15 protein-coding genes and 6 pseudogenes are annotated in these 18,977 nt (G+C 58.3%); 8 read left to right on the top strand and 13 right to left on the bottom strand.

Annotated elements, in window-relative coordinates; translation table 11 throughout:
- Positions 1–62 precede the first annotated feature (62 nt).
- Entirely contained in the window at positions 63–1,136 is a 1,074-nt protein-coding gene (locus AC0ZT5_RS24180) for a GlxA family transcriptional regulator (RefSeq protein ID WP_488498477.1), read from the top strand.
- Between the two features lie 535 nt (positions 1,137–1,671).
- Here the strand turns inward: AC0ZT5_RS24180 and AC0ZT5_RS24175 are convergent.
- The 5 genes and pseudogenes from AC0ZT5_RS24175 to AC0ZT5_RS24155 all read right to left on the bottom strand — a co-directional run.
- A pseudogene (locus AC0ZT5_RS24175) lies at positions 1,672–1,946 on the bottom strand (IS4 family transposase); the annotation flags it as partial.
- Positions 1,947–2,212: 266 nt separating this feature from the next.
- On the bottom strand, positions 2,213–3,316 hold the full coding sequence (locus AC0ZT5_RS24170) for a zinc-binding dehydrogenase (RefSeq protein WP_488498476.1): 1,104 nt from the start codon (positions 3,314–3,316) through the stop codon (positions 2,213–2,215).
- 685 nt (positions 3,317–4,001) lie between these two features.
- Entirely contained in the window at positions 4,002–4,931 is a 930-nt protein-coding gene (locus AC0ZT5_RS24165) for an isopenicillin N synthase family dioxygenase (protein ID WP_488498475.1), read from the bottom strand.
- Complete coding sequence (locus tag AC0ZT5_RS24160; protein ID WP_488498474.1) at positions 4,928–5,632, bottom strand: class I SAM-dependent DNA methyltransferase; 705 nt, start codon at positions 5,630–5,632, stop codon at positions 4,928–4,930. Before AC0ZT5_RS24160 ends, AC0ZT5_RS24165 begins: the two co-directional genes overlap by 4 nt.
- Positions 5,632–6,963: an NAD(P)-dependent oxidoreductase gene (locus tag AC0ZT5_RS24155; RefSeq protein WP_488498473.1), complete on the bottom strand. Its 1,332-nt coding sequence runs from the start codon at positions 6,961–6,963 to the stop codon at positions 5,632–5,634. The genes AC0ZT5_RS24160 and AC0ZT5_RS24155 overlap by 1 nt, the downstream gene beginning before the upstream one ends.
- A 347-nt stretch (positions 6,964–7,310) precedes the next feature.
- On the opposite strand from AC0ZT5_RS24155, the pseudogene AC0ZT5_RS24150 reads away from it, so the two are divergent.
- Positions 7,311–7,422, top strand: a pseudogene (locus tag AC0ZT5_RS24150) (IS1595 family transposase); the annotation flags it as partial.
- On the opposite strand, the gene AC0ZT5_RS24145 reads toward AC0ZT5_RS24150, so the two are convergent.
- The gene (locus AC0ZT5_RS24145; RefSeq protein ID WP_488498472.1) at positions 7,397–7,723 is read right to left on the bottom strand and encodes a hypothetical protein; all 327 of its coding nucleotides are present in this window, start codon (positions 7,721–7,723) and stop codon (positions 7,397–7,399) included. The pseudogene AC0ZT5_RS24150 and the gene AC0ZT5_RS24145 sit on opposite strands and share 26 nt — an antisense overlap.
- Positions 7,724–8,577: 854 nt before the next feature.
- On the opposite strand from AC0ZT5_RS24145, the pseudogene AC0ZT5_RS24140 reads away from it, so the two are divergent.
- A pseudogene (locus AC0ZT5_RS24140) lies at positions 8,578–8,916 on the top strand (DUF982 domain-containing protein); the annotation flags it as partial.
- Here the strand turns inward: AC0ZT5_RS24140 and AC0ZT5_RS24135 are convergent.
- A complete protein-coding gene (locus tag AC0ZT5_RS24135) occupies positions 8,882–9,421 on the bottom strand; it encodes a hypothetical protein (protein ID WP_488498471.1) in 540 nt (179 codons plus the stop codon). The pseudogene AC0ZT5_RS24140 and the gene AC0ZT5_RS24135 sit on opposite strands and share 35 nt — an antisense overlap.
- Before the next feature lie 787 nt (positions 9,422–10,208).
- Here AC0ZT5_RS24135 and AC0ZT5_RS24130 point away from each other — a divergent pair.
- The 4 genes and pseudogenes from AC0ZT5_RS24130 (at position 10,209) to AC0ZT5_RS24115 (ending at position 12,536) form a co-directional block, all read left to right on the top strand.
- The gene (locus AC0ZT5_RS24130; RefSeq protein WP_488498470.1) at positions 10,209–10,895 is read left to right on the top strand and encodes a DUF6946 family protein; all 687 of its coding nucleotides are present in this window, start codon (positions 10,209–10,211) and stop codon (positions 10,893–10,895) included.
- Between the two features lie 29 nt (positions 10,896–10,924).
- Positions 10,925–11,404, top strand: coding sequence for a hypothetical protein (locus AC0ZT5_RS24125; RefSeq protein ID WP_488498469.1), 480 nt, complete (start codon positions 10,925–10,927; stop codon positions 11,402–11,404).
- Between the two features lie 361 nt (positions 11,405–11,765).
- Positions 11,766–12,215 (top strand): annotated as a pseudogene (locus tag AC0ZT5_RS24120) (thermonuclease family protein); the annotation flags it as partial.
- Between the two features lie 15 nt (positions 12,216–12,230).
- The gene (locus tag AC0ZT5_RS24115) at positions 12,231–12,536 is read left to right on the top strand and encodes a sunset domain-containing protein (protein ID WP_488498468.1); all 306 of its coding nucleotides are present in this window, start codon (positions 12,231–12,233) and stop codon (positions 12,534–12,536) included.
- A 159-nt stretch (positions 12,537–12,695) separates the two neighbouring features.
- Here the strand turns inward: AC0ZT5_RS24115 and AC0ZT5_RS24110 are convergent, their stop codons facing one another.
- The 3 genes from AC0ZT5_RS24110 to AC0ZT5_RS24100 form a co-directional block, all read right to left on the bottom strand.
- A complete protein-coding gene (locus tag AC0ZT5_RS24110; RefSeq protein ID WP_488498467.1) occupies positions 12,696–13,007 on the bottom strand; it encodes a WGR domain-containing protein in 312 nt (103 codons plus the stop codon).
- A gap of 342 nt (positions 13,008–13,349) precedes the next feature.
- On the bottom strand, positions 13,350–14,243 hold the full coding sequence (gene panC / locus AC0ZT5_RS24105) for a pantoate--beta-alanine ligase (RefSeq protein WP_488498466.1): 894 nt from the start codon (positions 14,241–14,243) through the stop codon (positions 13,350–13,352).
- A gap of 445 nt (positions 14,244–14,688) precedes the next feature.
- Entirely contained in the window at positions 14,689–15,105 is a 417-nt protein-coding gene (locus AC0ZT5_RS24100; protein WP_488498465.1) for a Ros/MucR family transcriptional regulator, read from the bottom strand.
- 808 nt (positions 15,106–15,913) lie between these two features.
- On the opposite strand from AC0ZT5_RS24100, the pseudogene AC0ZT5_RS24095 reads away from it, so the two are divergent.
- Positions 15,914–16,054 (top strand): annotated as a pseudogene (locus AC0ZT5_RS24095) (MucR family transcriptional regulator); the annotation flags it as partial.
- A 464-nt stretch (positions 16,055–16,518) separates the two neighbouring features.
- On the opposite strand, the gene AC0ZT5_RS24090 reads toward AC0ZT5_RS24095, so the two are convergent.
- The 3 genes and pseudogenes from AC0ZT5_RS24090 to AC0ZT5_RS24080 form a co-directional block, all read right to left on the bottom strand.
- The gene (locus AC0ZT5_RS24090) at positions 16,519–16,665 is read right to left on the bottom strand and encodes a hypothetical protein (protein WP_488498464.1); all 147 of its coding nucleotides are present in this window, start codon (positions 16,663–16,665) and stop codon (positions 16,519–16,521) included.
- Between the two features lie 522 nt (positions 16,666–17,187).
- Complete coding sequence (locus tag AC0ZT5_RS24085) at positions 17,188–17,538, bottom strand: c-type cytochrome (protein ID WP_488498538.1); 351 nt, start codon at positions 17,536–17,538, stop codon at positions 17,188–17,190.
- 426 nt (positions 17,539–17,964) lie between these two features.
- Positions 17,965–18,679 (bottom strand): annotated as a pseudogene (locus AC0ZT5_RS24080) (IS6 family transposase).
- Positions 18,680–18,977: the final 298 nt, after the last annotated feature.

Below are 18,977 nucleotides of genomic sequence, written 5' to 3'. Positions count from 1 at the left end.
AAGGATGGCTTGGGTCGATCCTCTTGCTTGAGGTTAGGAAACGACGGCATCCTCTGGTCGGTATGCCACTAAATTCGAGCGGTGACAGAGTGAACTTAATAAACAAAAGATTTGTGATCGAGCGGCAATCGGACCGCGTAAATCTAGATGCCTTCCCATTCATGCCTTTGGCTGATGGAATGACGGAATTCTTGGTAGTCCTTGTTCCGGGATTTTCACAACTGTGTATGTCGTCGTTCATCGATCCATTGCGGTACGCAAACAGATTGTCCGGGCGCGATCGGTTTCGATGGAGATTGATAAGCGACGACGGCACCCCTGTTATGTGTGCCAGTGGCATCCGAGTGTGCGTGGATGCAAGTCTTGATGAGGAAGCCAAGCTTCTGAAATCGAAACGTTTACCCGATGGCATCGTGGTTTGCACGGGCGAGGGAATCGAGCACTATCAATCAGCACCACTGGTGTCGCTTCTACGCCTCTGTGCGCGTCGCAATGTGAGGCTTTACGGACTTGGCACCGGCGCATGGGTGCTTGCTGCGGCCGGTCTGTTGTCAGACATGCGCTGCACCATCCATTGGGACACGATGGCAGCGTTCTCGGAGACATTTGAAGGCCTCAAGCCGACCGACGCTCTGTTCGTCGAGCAGAAAGGAATAGTTACTTGCGCCGGTGAATTTGCGGCATTTGATCTCGCGATCAGCTCAGTAGAACAGCGATGTGGTTCCGATGTGGCGCGATCAGTCTGCCGCTTCCTCACAGCGGATCGATGGCGCGAGGGGGAAAGCTGCCAATCAGCTCCCCTTGGGCTTCGCTTCAGCGGCGCGAGCGAAAAGCTAATCCGCATCATTCGCATTATGGAAAATTCTGTAGATGAGCCATTGACGATCCGCGCGATTGCTCAACAGCAAGGCCTTTCTTGCCGGCAAATCCAGCGCCTCTTTCTTCACCATCTCAAGGCGACGCCGATGCGATACTATCTTTTGCTCAGGATGGCGCGGGCGCGCCAACTGCTCGAATTGACCGATATGTCCGTGCTGCAGGTGGCAATCGCTTGCGGTTTCGTCTCATCATCGCATTTTTCAAAATGTTTTCGTGACCATTTCGGCGAGGCTCCCAGCGGTCTGCGACGCGGTTAATATAAGTGGATCTATCTCTGTTCCGGCCCCGCAGCCAAGGCTGCCCCTTGCTTGACCGCAAGCAGCACGTTGATGCCGCTAGGCCGGAACCGATGTCGAGCACGCAGCGGACGGAAACGTCGATTCTCTCCAGCATCTGCGCGACCTCCTGTATCCATCCGGCGTATACCGGCGTATCGCGTCTTGTTCGGGTGATGAACGAGTGGTCTTAAGCGTGCTCTTATGAGCGCACTTAGGAGCAGTTGATGGGTCAGATCACGTTGCTCACAGGCCCCGAACGTCGGCGGCGGTGGAACGAGGAGGAACGGCGTCATGGCCTTCTCCGAATTCGGCATCGAAAGCCTTCAAAACCTCATCGCCATCCATCGCGACGGAAACAAATAGGTCCGTCCGCGTCCCTCACCGGATGGATACGACCTCCTCAGGCCGCCCTCCGAAAGGAAGCCCTCGCCCCAGATGAATTCCAAGGCATCGGCTAGATCCGTAGGACAGTGCATCGTTGGCTCGCCAGTGACGCAGGGCTGTCCGGGGAAATTCATGCATTGGTGAAGCCCATCTGGTTTGGCGAGGAATTGGGTTTTCGTTGATTTGGGTTGACTGGTTGACTGGCGGCGGTTTGTCGATGGCGGCGATGTTTCGTCGCTCGAAGAGACATCGGACGACGAGGTCGGTGAACCTGAGAATGGGCATGGCGATGCGGCAGGCGCGAGCTGCGATGCGCAGCTGCGCATAAGCGATCATGGCGGCGAAGAGCTGCAGGCGGATGGCATTGTCGTTGGTGCCGAGGAACTTGCGGATCTTGAGATGCTGCGGTGTCGCCGTCCTGGCGTTTGACGGTCAGGCGACGCAGTGATCGGTTGGGGTCGCCACATGTCACCATAGATGATCAGCGGGCGGACATAGCGTGAGCCGTAGCTTTGCACCCCTGTGATCCGTGAAGAAGACGAAGCCCGAAAGCTGTTTGCTGAAATATCGTGCCATATAGTTGCTATCGAGTTCGCCGAAGATAAGGAACATCGGCCGGTTCTTCCTGCCAACCGACGGCAATTTTCATGGCACCCAAGGAACGCTCGATATCAGACAGTAACCACGATGTTTCCCACGTGTTGCTTTTCCATGAAGGCTCGTTGGGCCTTCACAAGATCCGGCAATGTATACTCCGCTGCGAGGAGAGGGCTCAGGAAGCCACGTTCAATTAGATGAACCAATCGCCTAGTCGTTCCCGGCGGCACGATCGTTGCGCCGGTCAGTTGAAGGTTCTTGTGGATGAGTTGCGTGTGGTCAAAATCGACTACTGGTCCCGAAATGGCGCCGGAGCTCGAATAGCGTCCACCTTGGCGCAAAACGTGGACGAGGTGGTGGAAGATACGGCCTCCGACGACGTCGAGCGCGACGTCGACATCGCCGCCAGCTGCCGTACGGATCGCCTCGGACATTTCCGGCGTCTCGCGATCGACGACGGCGTCGGCGCCAAGCTTCCTCAAAACGATCGATTTGGATCGTGATGCAATGGCGATGATTCGAGCTCCGCGCAATCGGCACAACTGGATCGCAGCAGTTCCCACGCCGCCCGAAGCGCCGGCGATTACGACAGTTTCTGCCGGCCTCAGGTCTGTGCGTGCCACCAAATTCTCTGCCATGGCGTAGGCACCTGGGAACGGTGCGAGTTGGGCGTCGGACAAATCGCAGTCAACGCGAAGCGCGTTTTCAGAGCGTATAGTCGTGAATTCAGAAAAGCCGCCATTGCATTCCGACCCGAAGTAGATGGCGTTCGAAGGATCCATCCAGTCTCCCGAACTGAAAAGCCAAGGATCCACGATGACCCTTTCACCAATCCGAGTAGAACTCACGCCATCACCGACCGCGGCGATCCTGCCCGCCACGCTGGAGCCTTGAATAAGCGGGAAGTTTATCGCAGTGCTTCTCCAACTGCCTGCGTCACACTGAGCCTCAGCAAAACCGGCGCTTCCAGTAGTGGGCGTAATGCCGTCGGCGACACGCTTGGAGTGCCAAGCCGTCCGCGTGTTGATGTCGACGTTGTCTAGGCCGCATGCGCCAACCTCGATGAGCACTTCTCCGGCGCGCGGCGCCGGAACGGGCCAGTCTTCACGGTACTCAAGCTTCTCAAGGCCGCCGTGGCCAGTGAGGATGACAGCGCCCATCAACGTCTTCAAGCTCATAATTGCTCCTCAAGGGTACGAGAATGTCGATGCAGAGGGTGGAGACTTCCGAGATCTGGGCGACTCCCATGCCAGGCGCGGAGGGGGCATACCCCTCAATGTGTCTGGCGCCCTGTCCGGAAACCGGATCCTTGGCGGATGGTGATGGCTAAGGACATCTCGACAAAAGTGTCCAAGCAGCACGACGTCAATCGTTGGAATGATTGTATCCGGCCGAATCATTTTACCCGGCACGCGAAGATCGCGTCCTAACAATGGAGATGCAAGCGGAATATCGAGGGCGTTTTTTCGGAACCAACGCTGGGCGGCCTGATTTCTGAGCGAGTTCGGCTGGCCATCGCGAAGCCCGTCAGGAGAGCTATCGCGAACAATTGCCTTACGGTGAACATCCCTAAGTGGCAAATCGCCACTTATAAGTCTCACTAGCGCATGCTGGGTCACCCTGAAGAAGGCCCCGCGCATTACAATGTCTGTTGCCGCGTAACTTCCTCTGGGTTCGAGAGGAAGGCCGGGGTGCAACAGTGGAGCGTTAGTGAAGGGATCTCGTTCATAGAGTCAGGACATTTGTGGCCTCTCGCACGGGACTGCGTGGAGAACCTTCTGATAGAATTCTTCCAGCGGCGCATTGCGTTTAGGAGCTGCGCGTCGTCAGACATTTTGCACAAGCTCGACAAAACCGAACAACCTACTGCAACTCCCGCGCCCGTCCGGCACCATTCCCAGTCTCCCAGATCGAGTCGAAGTTGCGCAACATCACGTCCGCGACGCTGAAGGTCTGGTTTCCTTGCCGCGAAGTCAGGCGTGCGTCGATGTCGGGATAGATAAAAAAGGGAAGGGAAATTCGCTCGGCCGGACCAGTGTGCACGACCTGATGCGGCGTGCTCTTGAATCGGTCATCGCTCAACGCTTGAAGCATGTCGCCGAGATTGACAACGAGACTGTCGGGCAAGCTCGGCGCCGGCACCCAACGTCCCCCGAACCACACCTGCAAGGAGCGCGTGGGGAGTTCCTCTTGAAGCAGCAGGGTGAAGAACCCATTGTCGGTATGCTTTCCAGCGGTCCCGCCGGTAGATGGATACCGGATCACGCGTTGCAGGACCGTCGGTGGGCTGAAATGGCATCGGAACCAGCCCTCTTCCATTTCGAGCAGATCTGCCAACGCCATCCCGAGCTTAGGCACAACTTCGTTCACCACAGTAGCCTGCAAAGCAAGCAAGCTTCGCGCGAAGCCAGGAGCCACCGCGTCATCCGGAAGGCGTGTGCTACCAGCAAACGGACGCCGATCGCTTTCGTTCTCGATTCCGAGGTCGAACATTTCTTTCGGATCGGGGCCGGCCTCGGGATGTAGCACCTCGCCGTACAAGGGACTGTATCCACGGGCGGTACTGGGGTACACGTTTTGGGCGGAGTGGCCGTAACGTTCTTTAGTCGGTTGTGGCAAGGCGAAGAACCGTCGGGACGCCTGGATCGCTTCTGTGATCTGTTCTTTCGGGATTCCGTGCTCCAGATAGAAGAATCCGTACTCCTCGCAGGCCAGGCGTAGGCGCTCGCGCTCTTCGTGTCTCGTTGCATCGGCTGCCAATTTTGCCAGTGAGATCTGCGGTAGTGTGATCATAGCTGCTGCTCCGTTTCTGCGCAGGCCGTATCGGGCACTTTAAAAACCCAGTAATGCGCGCCCTCCTCGGCGATGTAATTTCCGTCGCTCAGACACTGTGCCGCCACAAGCACGCCCGCGTCCTGCAGACGCCTCACCTCATTCTCAAAGCATGTGGCCGTCGCATAGCTCTTGCGCGTGCTTGCGATGATGAAACCCTTGGGGCGCGTGACGCGAGCCAATTCGCGCAATGCATCAGGTCGGACGTGACCGAGCGTGAATACCCCGCAGCAGACCGTAATATCGTAGGTGGCGCTCAAGTAGTCGGAGAACGGCCTGTTAAGGTCGATATCGCCTTGGACATGCCGGTAGGCGCGGGTTTTCCGGGCCTGTTCGGCCATCTCATCGGAGAGGTCAACCCCGTCGATCAGCCGGAAACCAAGGCGTTTCAATTGCACGCCGACGAGGCCCGTTCCGCAGCCAGCGTCCAGGATTGCAATGGCTGCTCGCTCGCCAGCCAGATAGGCTGTCTGCACGGTGCCGGCCAATTCCGCCACCACCCTCGGTCCGCAGTATTCCTCGCGGCCAACATCCAACTCGTAGGAACTCGCCCAACCCCTATAAAAGTGGGCCAAGCGAGCGGCATCCCCGTCGAGGACATGGGAGGCCTTGATGCGCTTTGCAGCTTCGTCGAATCCTGTCTGTTGATCTAGGTTGTTCATCACGCTTCCTCGGTTTGGGGGCAGATGAGATGCAGTGCAGTTCTCAGCGGAGGCGCAACGGCACTGGCTGGACCCACTACCTGCTTGTTGCCGAATCGCTGCGCATGGCTATCCGACCATGCGGAAGCTCCTACGCTCCAGGTGATCACGTCGTGGATCAAGACATCGCTGAGGCCCATGCCGCGCCCCAGGTCAAACGCCTCGTCGAGGATCATTCGGTTGACGTCGGTGAGCTGGTCGACCAGAGACTTGAGCAACTCTATCTGGATGTCACTGAGCGGGACTTCGTCGAGCAGAAACACGTGCTCACGCTTGGGTTTCGTCCGTCCAACGGGGTCGGTCAGGAATTCTCGGTCGGGCGGATACGCGGGGTCGGCACCATACTTGGATGGCGCGCGATAGCCCGGCACTTGCAGCCGAACGTCGAAGACCACCTCCGCCAGCTCGATGACGCGTAGATGGTTGTCGTATCGGTCGAACGTCCGCCCGGCCTCGCTATAGCGCTTTTCGACCGCGCGCCCGATCGTCAGTCCCACCCCGAGTTCGTCGGCCAGCTGGACGGTCAAGCCCATGTCCTTCACCGTGATCTCCAGGGTGCAGGAACGATCGTAGCTGCCATCCAGGAGAAACGGGACGAACTGCTCGATAGCAACGGAGTTCGCGGACGAGCCGACAAACTTGCGCCACGCCTGCTGCGCTGGAACCCCTTCGCGCACGCTTTGGCAGAGCGCGTGGCCGCTCGCAACGGCTGCAGCGTAAAAGAGTAGGTTCGTGAGTAGTTTGACCGACTGGCCCTGACCGATGTCTCCGACATGGAATGAGACAACTCCCATGGTTTGCAACACCGCTTCGCTCCGCACATAGGCCTTGGATGGCCCGCCGACGAAGAAGCTGACATTGGCAAAATCGACCCCCATGTGGGACAGGTTGCTTACGGGCGCTTCTAGCGAATCCACGCCAATTGCTGCGGCCCGACGGGCGATCTCGAGCGTATTGTGATAGTCGGTGGTGGACGTATCGATCCAGACGCTCCCCGGGCGCATTCCGGCCAAAGCGCCTTGCTCGCCCGTCATGTTGTCAAAGACGTCTTGTGGCAGCGGCAGGCAGGTGATGACAATGCCGCAATCGCGGGCCGCGTCGCGCGGTGCGTCGTGCCAACGGGCTCCCTTTTCGACCACATCCTTCGCAGATGCTGGATCGATGTCGTAGACGTCCACCGGATAGCCGGCTTCCAAGAGCTTGGCGATCATCGGTCGCCCCATCCTGCCGGTACCAACGAATCCGATGCGTTCGACGTCGCGGAAATAAGCTGCGCTTATAGCGGCAGACACGAGCTTTCCTTTCCTAACTACAGTCGCGACTTTCTCTCAGCCGTGCGTCCAGCGGTACCTGTCCAAAAAAAATAAATTCTGATCTGCAGTAAAGTCAAATAAAATGTATGATAAATATAGTATACATATTCATTGCTGGTTTGTTTCACATGTTTAATATTTTGCGGACAGCGTTCACAATTGCGGACCATACAAGGCGGAGCTAGGGACACTTTTCGCCCCGACGTGCTTCACCGCGGACATTCCCCGAAGAAAGGAGGGCGGCTCCTCGGACATATCATCGGCGAAGCAAATCTTCGCAGGCCCAAGCCATCGGCAAGCTACTCGCAAATCGTTCCCATCACCGGTCGCGCGTGCCGCCCGCGCTGGAACTGTTGAGCGTCTTTCGTGCCGCCACGGGGCGTCAATCGCGCCGAGCCCCGAGGCGGGATCATCATCGAATCACCCGTAGCTGTCTGAGAGAGAATCTGCTGTGATACGCATCGGTCCAACAAGGTCGTCCGATCCAGAACCGGTATGCTGGATCGTCCGGGTTGCCAGACGCTTTGAAGGCGCAATATGCGACCGACGCCGCAAGGTCCTTGCCATGCTTTTTAGTCGCTGCCTCTATCGCCTCGTCGTCAGTTAATCGCCTCCATCCCGGAACCACGTTGCCGCAATTTCCCACATCAATACCTTCGATCTGCTCCCGACAAGTAAGTCGCGATCTAGCCCTGCTCAACAGTTTTGCACGATCCTGATCATAGGGCAGCGGCTGCATAGGCTGGGTTCCCAATGCGCCGCGGCGGCGTCATTGCCAAGGTTAAGAGATTTCGCGAATGGAATTTAGGTTAGACGAACGAGACGCAAAGACGTTTGAGCGTCTGACTGCGTCCTTGCGCGATCGCCGCTCGGCCGAAAAGTGGAACGACTTCCTTGATGACTGCGTCCCAGGATCCGGCATCATCGCGCGCATCCAGGCGAAGTCTCGGGCGCAGGGCCGACCGGCTGCGGCATAGTTGAGGACAAGCCGATCAGTATGGTTACCTTTTCCGCCACCTCGTCCAGAGTAGCGGTAAGCCGGTTTATCTGCGAGGCGGTTGCAGCCAGCTCCGGGCCGTAACGGGTCACGAGATATTCCCGGTTCTGGCTAAGGGAGTGAAGATGTTTGGCGGTTTTTGCGCGAAGGCGCAGCCCCGCTTCCAAGGCGAGACCCGTGCGCGCCGACAAGTCATGCTGCATTTTGCGGATCTGGTTGGGGCTGTGCCCACGGTGAAGCAAAGCGAGGTCAGATAGAGTTCGATCGCATGGATCGCCGACAACCTGAACGGTGCTCGAGTGAGCGGTTTACCTGGCTGGCCGAACTGAAGCAGCATGGTTGCCGCCTTGCGGTATTCTTCCGCAAGTTCGTGGACCTGCAGCGAGGAGACCAGCTCTCCTGGGTATTTTTCGTTCCTCAATCTCCATTCACGTACTCTCCATTCATTCAATTAAAATGGCACGCAGAAGTTTTGGTAAAGAGCAAAACAATCTTATTCTTCGGGACTCTCCATTTCTTGGCATCGCCATCGTAAACCGATCAAGACCCGATGCGGTGGGGTCTGGGATCGAGGCGACCGCAGTGGCTCTCGACGAATGAAAGGGCACATGTCGCGCCTGACTTGTCGTTGCCTCGCAAATCGACGCCGGAAGAGATCGGGCAAATGGCCGATGGCATCACGCCCGCGTTTTCCTATCGCGCCGACAGCACATTGTGCGACGATCGGCGGGAGTCGATGTGGCCCCGCCTTCGTGAACTGCTGGTTCGGCAGGTGGGGAGGAACAATGAAGGTCGAGGCTTTCAATAGCCCCATTTTCGTGAAGCGCTCCACCTACATCGTGCAAGAGATTGCAAGTCTTGCCGAGGCTATCGATCTTCTCGATGAATGGCCGCAAGATCTCAGAGATCGTGCCCACGAAACTGCCCTTCGGACGTGGTACGATGCCTACGATGGGCACAAGCCGGTATGTGCGGCGCGCGACGCTCTTTACCGACTTTGCAAAGCAGGTTGGCATATTGGAAGATGCGACCTCTGCGATGCAGCGTCAACTCACGTGTTGTTGTTGTTGTTCTTTTCGGCAGCCGCTTCATTTTGTCAACCAGCCGCTCCAGCGATCCGGCGCGTTCCAACTCCGCAAAGAAATAATGCGGCGTGACGCGACCCAGCCGGTGCATCTTGGCCAGGTTCCACACATAGGGATACTCGACCATGAAATCGGCTCGAAGCGAGGCCTTGGGCTGTTCGGCCTTGGTCACGATACCGCCGCCCACGAGCCGATCGGCCTTCTCGATGATTTGGCGCACCCTCGTTTTCGACAGGCTATGTTCCTGTGCCAGGTCGGCAGCACTCTTGCCCCTCATAAAGCCTTCGACCAGAGCAACGTTCCTGTCGACAGTCGGGCTGAATGCCCAACAGACGCGCAGTTTTTCCAGCATCATCCGTTTGTTCATCCGGTTATTTGGCCCGCCTGCAAACCCTACCCGGCCATATCGGCCATTGGAAGACCCACCAAATCCGTCATAGCGAAACGGAATTGAGTCGGCTCGGGCGGCGACGGGTCCCACGACGGTTGTTAAGCAGTCAAAGCCGGGTTCGCGCACAGGGTGGTGCTTCTGCCGGCGACAGGTCGACGTCCACCGAACCATATTCGGGATAATCGATGGTACAGATGCCGCAGCCTGCCTTCGTGCCAGCGGGCACTCGTCGCCGACAGTTTTCGCAAAAAAGCCTGGGCGTTCTCGACGACGCTACGGCATATTAATTCCTCCCGCGGCTATTTTGCGCGTCTGACGGAGAAGGCGGGCAGAATGACCTCCTTCGAACGCGAGCCGATCGGGTGAGGCGCGGGCAGGGGATGGGCGCCATAGCACCTAAGCGGACGACGGTTGATCAGGGGCGCACTTCGGACAAGTACCTTCATGCTCAGCAACTGTCGAAGGAGGGAATGGGCGCCGCTGGAGTGCGAAGACGAGCACGCGGCCGGTAAAGGATAATCTCCAGCGGGCTGTTTTGGCTGAGGCCAAGGCACCCGAAGCCTCACAATCAAGCCGCGATTTTTTCTTTTACGCGGCGAGGGGATGAGGCCGCCAAGCTCGATGCTAGCCCGGGCCCCCCTGGCGGGATCGTCAACCGGGATACTCCCTAAATATCGAGACGTTTAAACCGAGGTTCATCACTCGTCCGCTAGGGTAGCGCGTGAACAGTCGGGGGCGAGGGGGTCATCCATTGGGCATTACGCGAAATGCACGTCGGACGCGGGTCTATGTTCCCAGCCAAGGTCCGGCGAGTTGGCAAGCCTTCCTCGCCGAACCTGAGAGGCAATGGCGAACCGGCTACTCGGCAAAGACGCTTGCTCACTGCTGGGAAAGTGCTGAAGGCTTGCCGGCCGAAGTCGCGCAGATGTTCGATTGTCCGGCCGAGCTACTGCTGGCCTTGCCCGAGCACAGGGTGCCACTCGACGGGGGCAACCGTGACAGCCAGAACGACGTGTTTGCGCTTATCCGCTTTGGCGAACAGACCTGTGCTGCAACCATCGAAGGCAAGGTAAGCGAGCAGTTTGGACCGACCGTGGGAGAATGGTATGCCGAGCCGTCGCCGGGAAAGCGAGAGCGCATGCGCCAACAGTGTGGCTTGCTCGGCTTCGATGATGTGCCGCCATTTCATATCCGTTATCAGTTGATGCACAGGACGGCTTCCGCGTTGATCGAGGCTCGGCGCTTCAAGACCGATGAAGCCGCCATGATCGTCCACTCGTTCTCGCCAGCCCGAATGGGGTTTGAGGATTTCGCCACCTTCGCAAGCCTTTTCGGCGCCGAAGTCAAACCTGACACGTCGAGCTCCGTGATCCTGAAGTCAGGGCAGCGGCTCCGCTTAGGTTGGGCCAACGGCAACGGGGATTTTCTCAAATGCTAGGAGTTCCGGCGGATGCCAGATCGAACAGCATGGGGACCACTGCACGGAAGCGAAATACGACCAAACAGATGGGCGATGCTTGCGAGATGATCGTTGCCGCGGAGCTCACGCTCGCCGGCATCCCTGCTTTGAAAGTTCCCGACAACTGGCCCGGTTACGATGTGATCGCGCAGCCATTCGACCGGCCAGCGCAACGCGTTTCGGTAAAGTCGCGGACATTCAAGCGCGGTGCCGCCTATGTCGGCTACAACGACTACGACCAATTCGATTGGCTGGCGATTGTTCTGCTGCCATCCGAGGGGTTCAAGGCTCGCGCAATCTACCTCGTTCCCAGGCCCGTAGCCGAGGGATTGGCGCGACGTGACAAGGCAACCAGCAAGACCGCTGCGGAACGATACTTTCGTGACTTTCGTGTCGATCAAGTCCCCGCGTTGTTTGCGGAGTGGGATGCCAATTTCGAATTGGCAGCGACCCCAGTGTTTGCTCCCTTACTGAACGATCTCAAGTAACGCGGCGTCGATCTCACGAATGACGATGCGGCGGCGCAGGTTCGGGCGATGGCGTGGCGCGGCGCGTCGGCCGGGGCACAGTCTTTGCAGAATTCGGACTCGGCGCCTTAGTGGTGGTCGAATCCGTGTTCCGGTCGCTTGCGGATGGTTGTGGAAGACCGCTCGACATGGTGCTGCTCGACGGAGCCCTCCGATTTCATAACAGGCAGGCCGTTGAGCGGTTCCGATAGGATTCTGGACTTTCCGTTTGTTTTGGGCGCATTCTTGCGTCGGGGAGAAGGGGCTTGGGCAAATCCCGCTACGATGATCGGTCGGGGCCGTGGCGCAAACGTAATGGCGCAGGACCCCCGCTCGCACGACGCTGGGCCAGCGTGCCGATGCGGCTGGTCTTCGTGACGGTGGTTGCGACTTCCGCGCTGGTGACGCAGTTTGTCATGCACAACAGCGGGGGCTGCCGGAAATCAATCTGCAGAACCTGGTAACGTCGCGACCGGTAGCAATTGCTGGGTTCGCATCTGTCATCGACGGCGACACGATCGAGATCCATGGCCAGCGCATTCGCTTCAATGGTATCGATGCACCGGAGTCAGCACAACAGTGCGACGACGCGAAGGGCTTTCGGTATCAATGTGGCGCCAGGTCCGCCACCGCTCTCGATGCCTTTCTCGCCGCCTCGCGACCGACCCAGTGCACGTTTGTGTCATGGGATCGGTATGGCCGCTATGTCGGCAATTGCCGGCGGGCCGATGGTGTCAGCGTCGCCGCTTGGATGGTCGAGAACGGCCAAGCTCTTGATTGGCCAAAATACAGCCAAGGAGCCTACGCCATGCTGCAGGAGAAGGCCAAGGCGGCAAAAGTCGGCATCTGGGCAGGAACGTTTGAAGCGCCTTGGGATTGGCGTGCCAAGCATCGCGCTAACAACGAACCGTCATCGACGATCGCTCCCCTGCTCGCAGCGTCGCCCAGTGCCTGCAACATCAAGGGCAACATCAGTGCCCGCGGGGAGCACATCTATCACATGCCTGGCCAAGAGTATTACGATCGCACCGTCATCACCACCAGCAAGGGAGAGCGCTGGTTCTGCAGCGAGGAAGGGGCGGTGGCCGCCGGTTGGCGCAAAGCAAAGCGTTAAGCCACAGGGGCAGGTATTGCCCTGCTTTTCACCTGCGCTGGCGCGGGCCGCGGACCGCTGAGGCTTCAACGGCCCCGAAAGTGCGAGCATGAGGCAGCGTCAATTGATGACTTCCCGCTGGCGACATCGCGCACGCGCCGGGTAAACGAGCGACTTTGTTCAAAGCCTGGCTTCCGTCGCCCTAGCGGCTGCCTGGCAACCAGACGGGATTGCTTCTGCGCGTCGGGCGGATCGCGGCTGATAGCCACGCATCCGCTTGGCGCGCAGCAGCTCGAGGAAAAGGGCGACGGCTTCACCCTCGGTATCAAAGGAGTGCTGTATCGTGCGGCCGGTGGTTCCAATCCGGCCCCAACGCCGGACCAGGCAGGTCTGGCCGAACAGGGTCTCCTCGATCGACAGTGCATAGAAGCGCGCCATGTTCCGACGCGCGTCGCGACGTTCGATACAGAGGCGATAGAGCTGCGCGATCATTGCGCACAGAATCGCGCAGCCGGACGCGCGCGTCCAACGAATGGTTTGAATCAGCAGACGCGGATCGATTCACTCTGGTGATGGATGGAACCGAACGTCTGTCGTTCGAAAGCGTCTCTGATGACCCTTCCCGCAAAGATGCAGCCAATCCTTGTTGGGCCGTGTCGTGCGCGGTCTGTCGTAACGATCGACGCTGATCACCGCGTAGAGCGCTAAATTTTGCCCTACAATTTGCCGATCAGCCGTTGGCGGCTGCTGTGTTCCCGCGCCCAAGCCATGTCAAGCGTCGGCCCGAGCAGATATGTGCGTGGCCGAGGCGTTGAAAGCGGCGAATGTCCGAACTCATGCTGCGACAGTCGCTCTGTTGAAGGCCCCAGCATTTTGCCGCGGACGCACGCTTATATTGTCGATCAGCCGGGTTTGTCCGAGCCAGCTGGCGGCGAGGAGTCGTGCGGGACGGTCGAGCGCTGCCATTGGCATTAGGTCTTCCTCGGCACGCAGTTCGAGATATTCCACTCGCTCAAAACCCGCAGCAAGTATGGACTGGCGCGCGACGGCAAGAATGGGTGCAACGGGGTCTCCGTCTGTCAGTTGCTCGCTGGCCTCCCGAAGGATTTCGGCCAGTCGCGGTGCTGCTTGGCGCTCGGCTTCGCGTAGCCGCGCATTGCGGGACGACATCGCCAGTCCATCGCTTTCGCGCACTGTCGGACATGCGACAATCTCGATCGGAACGTCGAGGTCGCGCACGAGTAGGCGCACCACATGCAACTGCTGGAAGTCTTTCTCGCCGAAGAAAGCGAGGTCAGCGCCGGACTGCAGAAAAAGCTTTGTCACGACTGTCGCCACGCCATCGAAATGACCGGGCCGGAATGCACCGCACAGCCCCTCGCTCACCCCGCTCACGGATACTGTCGTGACAAAGCCCTTCGGATACATGTCCAACGCATCCGGTGCATAGAGGACGATGTGGGCTCCAATCGGCGCCAGCTTCGCAGCATCGTCATGTTCAGTACGTGGATATGCTTGGAGATCGGCAAGGCTGTTGAATTGCTTCGGATTGACGAACAGCGTTACAATCACGCGGTCGGCCTTGGCGAGGGCTGCTCGCACCAAGCTGAGGTGTCCGTCGTGAAGGGCACCCATGGTTGGAACCAGGGCAACCCTCGAGCCCTCTCGGCGCCACGCGGCTACGATGCTGCGCAGTTCCGCAACTGTGCGAAGGATGGGAATGCTCACGCCGACTCTCTCCTCTTCTACCCGCCTCGCGCCGCCAACGAGATGGTCGTATCGGTGCTCGTGCCGCCTGCGCACTTTGCACTCGCCGCACCTCGACTTCGCCCCGAGACGGGCCGGGCCATCTCAAGGTCCTTCCGCAACGTCAGGCGATGATGCATTTGCCACATTTTTGTGCAAGTGCGAAGACAAAATTGCAACGCACAATAATTTGCCGACGACGCTCTCGTCGGGGTCCGGCAGCGAATGTCCTCTAGGAAGTTCGCCAGTTTCGGCGCCGGTTGACAGGGCGCTATTGCGCCGGTTTGGCACGATTGAAGGAGGAAACATCGGCACGACTAACTCTGTCTCCCGACCTAGCTCCCCCTTTCCAGTTTTGAGTTCGCGCCGAATGCGTTCGCAAGGCCTCTAACGCGCGACGATCGCTCGTTGGACTATGCGTCTACGCTCAGGCCTTGGCTTTGCGTTTCGTCGCGGGTTTCTTGGTGGGAGCAGGTTTCCTACCCAAGCCTAGCGATTTTGCCAAAGCCGAACGGGTCGCCGAATAACTCGGCGCGACCATGGGATAGTCCTTCGCCAAACCCCATTTCGCCCGATATTCATCAGGCGTCAGCCCGTGACTGGTCGCAAGATGGCGCTTAAGGGACTTGTATTTCCTGCCGTCCTCGAGACTGATGATGTATTGCGGAAACACTGACCTTTTGGGATTAACTGCCGGCTTCGGGGCGGGCTCTGATATGGGAGACGACTGGCCAATATTAGTCAATGCCGAATTCACGCTCGCGATCAAATCCGGTAATCCGGACACTGGAACCGCGTTTTTCTGGACATAGGCGGCAACGATATCTGCAGTAAGCTCGATCATATTATTGCTTGGTTCCCCGGGCATCATTGTGCTCCTTCAATCCCCACATTTCTCATATCCGTCAAAGGGACTATATGTACCCAACCTATGCCACCTGAATTTTCTACAATCAAGCCAGCTATTAGAAATTTCTGCGCGACAGTATTTGGGCAAATCGATTGTTCGTTTCGCGGCATAGAGGAAAGACGCCAAATCAGTTCTCGTGCAGGGGCGCATACTGGGAGAATGGCGCATTGCCACGTCCTACGAAGTATTTCCCCGTCTATATGAAGCTCCCTGAAGGAGGACCGATAATGTAAGCAAAGAAGAGATGGCAGAAAGGTATCGATACGTCACGGGAAAAACGCGCCCGCGACGCGGTGCGCAACCTTCAGTCGAGTGCTTTGGCTTGTGGCTACGGGCTACAAGGCTGAGGCTTCATCGGCATGTCACGACGGTGGAGGCTAATTAGGGAGGGGGGTCTCCTCCCAATTGGCTTTATGTCCTTTGTTCTCCTCGCACGACTCCTTGGCCAGTTGATGCCATGTAACGAAGCTCGAATGAAGCAGAGGTGATGGGGGCGGCACGATGATCATCCTCGTTATCGGCTGATCGGGATTCGTGGGTCACGCCATCGTTACGGGCAATAGGTACAGGCTGACCCTGCTGTACAGGGGCAACCGCCCCGTCAAGGGGACCGGGCTGCTCGGGGCAGACCGCAACGAGGCGGCGGTGTTGCGCGCGGTTCTGGAAGGGCGCGCCTTCGACGCAGTGGTCGACACCAACACCGGCTTGCCGAATTGTCCTTCAAGCCACCTGGAGCGTTTTCATGACAGAAGAAGCCGACAACAATATCGACACCCTCATCGAGCTCACCGCGGAAGTCGTCTCGGCCTATGTTTCCAACAATCCGGTCCCGGTGGGCAATCTTCCTGCCTGATTGGCCAAGTGCACGCAGCACTCAAAGGGACGATCAGCAACGCTTCTGCAGAAATGCCGAAGACTCTCGAGCCTGCGGTGACGTCGGGCGCGGCTGTTTTCGCAGACATAGCGGGAGAAGCGCTCTTATGCGAGCGGCGGGGATAATCGCCCGCTGGCGAGGCAATGAAATGCCAATACGGAAAAAGCCCGGCGCGGGGGCGCAACCGGGCTTTTCCCTTTAGCCGCACGACAGTCGCGCCTACGTGATTTCGGCATCGACGACTCTAAAGCTAGATAGAAATTCTGAATAAACTGTTGCCGGCTAAAGCCGCTGCGCAAGCAATGAAAGAGGGCAAGGCTCATCAAGCTCTCAGAGCAACGCGCCGTACACCAGCGCCGGCTTAGGCGCTGGCCGGGGGGCCTCCCTGCGGCCCTGTACGCTATGCCATGGACAAAGGGGGAACTTCGATGACCAGGATGCTGTCTGACATGCTCGCCACGCTCAATGTGGCGTTAGCGGTGATCATCACGATTGGCGGCGGTGCCGTCGACTGGGTTAGGTTCCACCACCATGGTGTCAGTGGTGTCGCCGGGCTTGTCGGCATTGCCCATCGGCTTCATCGTCGCCGCGTCAGCATGCGGCACGCTGACAACGCTCATCCTGATCGAAAACCATCTGCGCAACGTGCTGGCAGTCGAGCGACATCGCGCATGAGGGCAATAGGATCGAACGCACGTGCATTACGACCCCGGCCTGCCTGAACCGACGAACCCGCGCTCTGACTTGGCACCCGCGATCGCGCGTTCGAAATGCTTGAGGATCTTCCCCGCGCAGCAATCTCACAGGGCTACGACTTCGTGCCGCTGTCGCCCAAACTGGCCGCAAAGCTGGTCGACGACAAAGCGGGAGCCAAGCGGGCCTCCGGTGCGAGACACGATCCTCGGCCAGGTGCGGAGTCGCGCTCCACTTCGACTTGGCACGCCCGTCGTCCTACATGCTTCTTTTCCAAAGGGTTCTCGGTAGCCGGTTGGAGGTCGTCAAGCATGTTGACGGCACAGCACGGGCCAGACAGTTTCGCGGGAGCAGAAGCCGACCCTCTTTCAACTGCTTACCTCGCTCAAGGCGAAAAGCGGAGTCGCACCCTCCTTTGCGTTGTTCTCGAAACGGAAAGCCAAAGGTTTCTAACCGGACACACTCTTGAGATAGGCGATAACGTTTTTGACGTCGTCAGGATTCTTGAGGCCAGGGAACCCCATTTTGTTCGCCGGCACTTTCGCCTTGGGATTTGCCAGATATTCGATCAGGTTCGGCTCATCCCATACAAGGCCCGCAGCGCCCACATCCTTCATGGCTTTCGAATAAGAATAGCCAAGGACGGTCCCCGCTGTCCGGCCCACGACGCCTTTCAAGGATGGCCCGACTCTGTTTGCTTCGGTATCAGCGCTGTGGCAGGCAATGCACTTTTTGAAGACCGCCTTGCCTCCCTCGATATCCTGTGCGCCGGCGACCGGAGGCAGTAACGCCAAGACCATTGTGGCACCGACGAACAGATATTTCACGCAGGAACTCCCCCCTCCTCTCCTAACCTCGTCAAGCGTGATGTTGTAATTGAGGCTCTTTCCGATCGCTACGATCGATGCAAGCCCTTCAGCGCGTCGTTTGGGATTTTCAACGGGACTGCATTTTTTTCCTAAATCGTTGACGAATCGCTCTAAGTCAGTTTTCCGCATAACGAATTCGTGCCTTTGCTCGATGTTGCCAAACTATCCATCTCGCTCTCACAAGCGATCAGATAATGGTTCCGTGAACACGCAAGCGCCGTACCAAACCTCAAAATCCTGACTTTGCGCGATGTCTAACAGTAGCCATTGTCAACTTGCCGATCTTTGGGTTGCGAGTCGACAATTTGCCGGTTGCAAAGTTTTGTCTGGTCAGAGAATTTGCCAGAGTGGTGGCAATCATGCGGCAGCGAGGATTTCGAACTGCTCGGCGAGAGACGGGTTCGGATTGAAGGCGTACCGCGCCTGTCGTTTGCGCATCATGTGGACCATCTCGATACCGGACAGGGTGACCGCGGCGGCGTGCGTCGATTTGAAACCGAGCATCGGCCGCACCCGGCGCTTGATGCGCCGATGATCCTGCTCGATGCGGTTATTGAGGTATTGGCTTTGGCGGATGCGGATCGGCTCGACCGGCGCTGGGAGCAATCCTGCAATCGACTTGTGGCATCGCAGGAAACGATGGCTTTCCGGTTGGTCTGACTGCCGTCGATGACGGTGCGATCGGGACGGCCATGGCGTGCCAACGCTTTTGTGCAGAAACGCTTGGCGGCCGGCAAATCCCGGTATTCACTGAACCAGAACTCGACGGTGTCGCCGACGCTGTCGATGGCGCGATAGAGGTACATCCATCGCCCGCGCGCTTTGATGTAGGTGTCGTCCGCATGCCATTGCCGGTCACGGCGCGCTTGCGCCGGTTGACGCGTTCCATCAGCAGCGGCGCGAAATGAACGACCCAGCGATGGATCGTTGAATGATCGACACTAATGCCACGCTCCGCCATCATTTCTCGAAGATCGCGTAGGCTCAGTCCGTAGGCCAGATACCAGCGAATGCAAAGCAAGATCACAGATTGGTCGAAATGGCGGCCTTTGCCATGCGCCTTCGTTACCAAAAACTTTGCAACACATCCCTTTGAAGAACTGCCTGACCAGATCGGCTACAAGCCTCAGCGCGATCACGCACGGTCAGTGTTGAGCAAGCACGCGGACTGGCGGGAGCCCGGTGCGCTCAAGCCTGTCATGCCTCCCCTGTCAGATGGCTTGCCGCACGTTTTTTCCGGATTCTAATAGAAGAGATGTCTGGCCGGGAAGCCAGTGAGTAGGCCATCTCCACCATGCGTTGGCCGACGGCAGGGGGAGCCTTGAGTTGCGCGGGCGCGGTTCGCTTTCGACGGACCAAGCCCCGCGTCC

It is taken from the genome of Mesorhizobium sp. CNPSo 4670 (genome assembly GCF_057784235.1).
This window is presented reverse-complemented; position numbering and strand designations above follow the sequence as displayed.

Bases quoted from the DNA above. Each gene is read 5' to 3' on its own strand.
- AC0ZT5_RS24180 (WP_488498477.1), top strand. From the start codon at position 63: ATGCCACTAAATTCGAGCGGTGACAGAGTGAACTTAATAAACAAAAGA.
- AC0ZT5_RS24170 (WP_488498476.1), bottom strand. From the start codon at position 3,316: ATGAGCTTGAAGACGTTGATGGGCGCTGTCATCCTCACTGGCCACGGC.
- AC0ZT5_RS24165 (WP_488498475.1), bottom strand. From the start codon at position 4,931: ATGATCACACTACCGCAGATCTCACTGGCAAAATTGGCAGCCGATGCA.
- AC0ZT5_RS24160 (WP_488498474.1), bottom strand. From the start codon at position 5,632: ATGAACAACCTAGATCAACAGACAGGATTCGACGAAGCTGCAAAGCGC.
- AC0ZT5_RS24145 (WP_488498472.1), bottom strand. From the start codon at position 7,723: ATGCAGCCGCTGCCCTATGATCAGGATCGTGCAAAACTGTTGAGCAGG.
- AC0ZT5_RS24135 (WP_488498471.1), bottom strand. From the start codon at position 9,421: ATGATGCTGGAAAAACTGCGCGTCTGTTGGGCATTCAGCCCGACTGTC.
- AC0ZT5_RS24125 (WP_488498469.1), top strand. From the start codon at position 10,925: ATGGGGACCACTGCACGGAAGCGAAATACGACCAAACAGATGGGCGAT.
- AC0ZT5_RS24115 (WP_488498468.1), top strand. From the start codon at position 12,231: ATGCTGCAGGAGAAGGCCAAGGCGGCAAAAGTCGGCATCTGGGCAGGA.
- AC0ZT5_RS24110 (WP_488498467.1), bottom strand. From the start codon at position 13,007: ATGATCGCGCAGCTCTATCGCCTCTGTATCGAACGTCGCGACGCGCGT.
- AC0ZT5_RS24100 (WP_488498465.1), bottom strand. From the start codon at position 15,105: ATGATCGAGCTTACTGCAGATATCGTTGCCGCCTATGTCCAGAAAAAC.
- AC0ZT5_RS24090 (WP_488498464.1), bottom strand. From the start codon at position 16,665: ATGAGCGTTGTCAGCGTGCCGCATGCTGACGCGGCGACGATGAAGCCG.
- AC0ZT5_RS24085 (WP_488498538.1), bottom strand. From the start codon at position 17,538: ATGGTCTTGGCGTTACTGCCTCCGGTCGCCGGCGCACAGGATATCGAG.